Below are 3,615 nucleotides of genomic sequence, written 5' to 3'. Positions count from 1 at the left end.
TGCGGTGGCTCAGCCTGCGGTGGATTTTCCCCCTCTGGCTCTGACCTGGGGGTTTCCTCGATCAGCTCGGGCTGGTCGGTGATGTAGTACGAGGACGCGCCGAGCGTGCCGTTCGGGCGCCGCTCGCGCTCACGGTGGAGATAGCCATGCTTCTCCAGCTCGCGGAGCCCGGCCTTGACGGCATCCACGCCGTCCCGCATCTGCGCGGAGATCGTCTCCGGCGTGATGCCCCAGCCGTCACGGTGCGTGCTGATGTTCCCGAAGACCCCCATCGCCTTCGCGGACAGCCTCACGTCGCGGAACACCGCGTTGCGGATCTGAGTGAAGGCGTCGCCGGCCATCGGGCCGCGACGGATCCGGCCGTAGCTCACGCGACCACCGCCGCACGGACAGCGTGGCCCTGTGGCCGGCTCTGGGCATGCTGAGTAACCTGCACGGGCAGGCGCCTTTCCTCGCAGTTGGGTGCTCTGTACATCGGCGGGGTGAAGACCCGCTGGTCTGGGTGGTCGGACGGGTCCTAAGCCGTCCGACCACCCATGTGTGGACTACTCCTCAAGCGTCTTCCTGGGCCGATCTCTGCCTGACCCCGAGTAGCCGCGCTCGATGTCCTGGACCGTGCCGAGCGAGACCCCGAGCGCGGCAGCGATCTTCCTGTAGGAGACTTTCCGCTCCCGAAGGTCCAGAACGACCCTTCGCCTGGTCTCCTTCAACCGCCGGTTGCGCTCGGCCTGATCCTTGAGCAAGCGACTGATTACTCGCGCCTGAGCCATGGGATCGCTCATCGCCTCAACGGCGTCCAGAGCATCCAGCACGCGCTGCGCCTCCCCTTCGACTGACTCTTCTTCGGCCATCCCGTCCCTTTTCTGGGGCGTGCCGCTTGCCCAACCGTATGGGATCCCTTACGGTTGGGCAAGCAGTCACACACTGCTCAGCAAAACGGCCCCGGCCGGCGCTTGCGACGCCATACGGCCGGGGCCAGCCATACCCCTGACTTCACCAGGAGGATGACCATGCGCGATCGTATCCGCGCCGCTGCCGTACTGGCAGCCCCCACCCCGCCCACCGGCCGCTGCCCTAGCGGTCTGGACTTCGAGTCCTGCCGCTGCGTCGACGGCCAGACCGGCGCCCGCTGCCCCCAGGGCAGCACCCGTCGCACCATCGCCAACGGCTGGGTCCGCCGCAGCACCCCCACCCCGACCTACGCCGCCCAGGTGATCAACACCCTCGCCGACCAGCTGGCCCAGACCCACGCCGAGCCCGTCACCATCGACGTGCAGACGACCGCGTTCCTCGACGCCGGCCGAACCGTCCTCGCGACCGTCCCGCCCATCGTGCAGACCGCCGTCCTGGACCGTGTGATCGCCACCCTCCCCGCCCCGCGCACCGACCAGGGCGAGACCTGCGGCGAATGGGCGATCCGCCTCCGCAGCGCGGCGGTGACCCGATGAGCGACATCACCCAGAGCCCCGCCACGCAGGCCATGGCCACCCTCGCGCACCAGATCAGCTACCGCGGCGGCCACCAGCCCATGACCGCCGCCGTCCTCCTGGACCACCTGGCCCCCGCCGTCCTCCAGACCCTCGCCGGACGGTGCCACCACGTCACCACGGCGGCCTGCCGGGACGTCATCCTCGGGCTCCCGCCCGTGCGGACGGGCGAGACGCGCCGCGAGTACGCGCTGCGCCTGCGCGCCGCCGCTCAGCACGCGACGGCGGTGGACGGGTCCACGAAGGACCTGCGCCGCCGCTACCTCCTGGACGTGATCCGGGCGCAGGGCGGGCGCTGGACCACCGCCTACCCCGGCGTCGCCCAGCGCGGCACCCTCCGCCGCGACCTGGAACACCTCGTCACCGAAGGCCACCTCACCACCGAGGGCCCGGCCGACGGCCGGTACTACCTCCTCGCCCAGACGGACAGGTGGTGACCGCCGTGGCTGAGACCGAGCAGGAGCGCGCCGCCCGCGCCTACCGCGAAGCCGCCCCCCAACGCGACCCGGCGCGGGTGCGCGACGCCCAGGCCGACGCGAAGGCCGCCGGGTCCAACGCCGCCCGAACCGAACGCAGCTGACGGCCTGACTGCTACCTCCCCCGTCCGTCCACCTGGGGCGCACGGACGGGGCCGAGGGGAGCAGTCCAGCCCGGACCGCCCAGACAGGAGAGCCCCGTGCGCCTGGTCTACCTCGCCGGAATGGCCTTCCCCTTCTTCCTGCTCGGCTACCTGATCGCCCGCTGAACAGCCATCAAATCGCCCGTCGGAGGGCCCCATGTTCCGTATCACCCGCACGACAACCCTCGCCGCCCTGCGCGAGAGCGCCCAGCGCGCCGACATCGAACTGGCCAGCGTCCAGCAGGAGATCACTCTGTTGAATCGCCGCGCCGACGTCGACACGGCCCGCGCCGACGCCACCACCGCTGCGCTGCGTGAGCGGCTGGAGCAGGCCGCCATCGCCGCAGCACGCCACGAAGACGAACTGCACACGCTGCGCGCCCAGTCCTTGCTCGACACGGAGGACCGCGCCGTGCTGCGGATGCTCCTGCGCACCGCCCGCAAGCAGAGCCAGGGCCCCGATCGTGTGTACGTCGTGTTCCACCACGGCGCGCTCCACAGCGTGCACGCCACCTCCGACGCCGCCGAGGACGCGGCCGAGCGGGACGGTGCCATTCCCGGCGGCTGGACCGCCTCACCGACCGCGGACCGGCCCACCACCGAGGCGCCCTGGCGGATCCAGCGGTTCCCCCTCGGCGCCTGACCGCCCCCTTGACCGGCCGGGCGTGCGGTGACCTGCCCCGCGCGCCCGGCCCCCACCCCGGAGCACCGCCCATGCGCCACCTCAACACCCCACTCGCCCGGTACGGCTTCCCTGTCCTCGCCCTCCTCGGAGCGGCCACCGGCCAGTACCTGCCCGCACTCGTCTGCGCCCTCCTCGGCGCCCTCGCCTGGAAGACCCGCCGATGAAGACCCGTACCGTCCGCCGCAGCCGCTGGGTCCAGCACACCGAGGCCGGTGAGACCCGGACCGTCCCCGACCACTACACGGAGGACGTCCCCGTGCCACCCCGGGACTGGGACCACATCCTCCTCAAGACCACGCTCGCCGCCGCCGTCGGCTTCACCGGCATCTCCATCGTGTGGTCCGCGGTCTCCGGCGGCGGCCTCCTCGCCACCACCGCCACCCCGTGGGTCGCCTACCCCGTCGCCCTCGCCTACGACGCCGCGTGGATCACCTGCCTGATCCTCGAATGGCTCGCCCGCCACGACCCCGACCGCGCCGCCCTCCCACGCCGTATCGGCTACGCCGCCCTCGCCATCGTCATGGTCGTGATCTACGCCCACGGCCACCTCGCCGGGCAACAGGTCGCCGGCCTCGCCGGAGCGGCGATCAGCCTCATCGCGAAAGTCCTGTGGGCGCTGGTCTTGAGCCAGTTCTCCTTCGAGCTGCCCGCCCGGACCCGGGCGTGGGTGCGCGTCTCCCGCGCGGAGATCGGAGCGGAACTCGCCATCACCCAGCAGCGCCGCCAGCTGGAGCGGATGCGCGGACAGTCCCGTGCTCTCCAGGCAGCGACCGGCCACACCACAACGCCCGCCGCAACGGTCACCGTTGCGGCGGGCGTTGTGG

7 protein-coding genes and 1 pseudogene are annotated in these 3,615 nt (G+C 71.8%); 6 read left to right on the top strand and 2 right to left on the bottom strand.

The window, feature by feature from the left end; all coding sequences use genetic code 11:
- Both DVH02_RS14170 and DVH02_RS14165 read right to left on the bottom strand, forming a co-directional pair.
- Nucleotides 1-371, bottom strand: a pseudogene (locus DVH02_RS14170) (helix-turn-helix domain-containing protein); the annotation flags it as partial.
- A 174-nt stretch (nt 372-545) separates the two neighbouring features.
- On the bottom strand, nt 546-851 hold the full coding sequence (locus tag DVH02_RS14165; RefSeq protein WP_114624166.1) for a helix-turn-helix domain-containing protein: 306 nt from the start codon (nt 849-851) through the stop codon (nt 546-548).
- 159 nt (nt 852-1,010) lie between these two features.
- Here DVH02_RS14165 and DVH02_RS14160 point away from each other — a divergent pair, with 159 nt between their 5' ends.
- The 6 genes from DVH02_RS14160 to DVH02_RS14145 all read left to right on the top strand — a co-directional run.
- On the top strand, nt 1,011-1,448 hold the full coding sequence (locus DVH02_RS14160; RefSeq protein ID WP_114624165.1) for a hypothetical protein: 438 nt from the start codon (nt 1,011-1,013) through the stop codon (nt 1,446-1,448).
- Nucleotides 1,445-1,924: a hypothetical protein gene (locus DVH02_RS14155; protein ID WP_147286058.1), complete on the top strand. Its 480-nt coding sequence runs from the start codon at nt 1,445-1,447 to the stop codon at nt 1,922-1,924. Before DVH02_RS14160 ends, DVH02_RS14155 begins: the two co-directional genes overlap by 4 nt.
- 5 nt (nt 1,925-1,929) lie before the next feature.
- Entirely contained in the window at nt 1,930-2,067 is a 138-nt protein-coding gene (locus tag DVH02_RS35145; protein WP_158575884.1) for a hypothetical protein, read from the top strand.
- Between the two features lie 196 nt (nt 2,068-2,263).
- Nucleotides 2,264-2,749 (top strand): hypothetical protein, encoded by a 486-nt coding sequence (locus tag DVH02_RS14150; RefSeq protein WP_233518219.1) that lies wholly within the window; start codon nt 2,264-2,266, stop codon nt 2,747-2,749.
- Between the two features lie 71 nt (nt 2,750-2,820).
- The gene (locus DVH02_RS36735) at nt 2,821-2,955 is read left to right on the top strand and encodes a hypothetical protein (RefSeq protein ID WP_267899057.1); all 135 of its coding nucleotides are present in this window, start codon (nt 2,821-2,823) and stop codon (nt 2,953-2,955) included.
- The coding region (locus tag DVH02_RS14145; RefSeq protein WP_114624163.1) for a protein transporter Sec31 at nt 2,952-3,615 on the top strand (664 nt) is incomplete at its 3' end. The genes DVH02_RS36735 and DVH02_RS14145, both read left to right, overlap by 4 nt.

It is taken from the genome of Streptomyces corynorhini, from assembly GCF_003346515.1.
Classification (GTDB): domain Bacteria; phylum Actinomycetota; class Actinomycetes; order Streptomycetales; family Streptomycetaceae; genus Streptomyces; species Streptomyces corynorhini.
The sequence above is the reverse complement of the archived record's forward strand: the minus strand, read 5'-3'. Positions and strand labels throughout refer to the sequence as shown.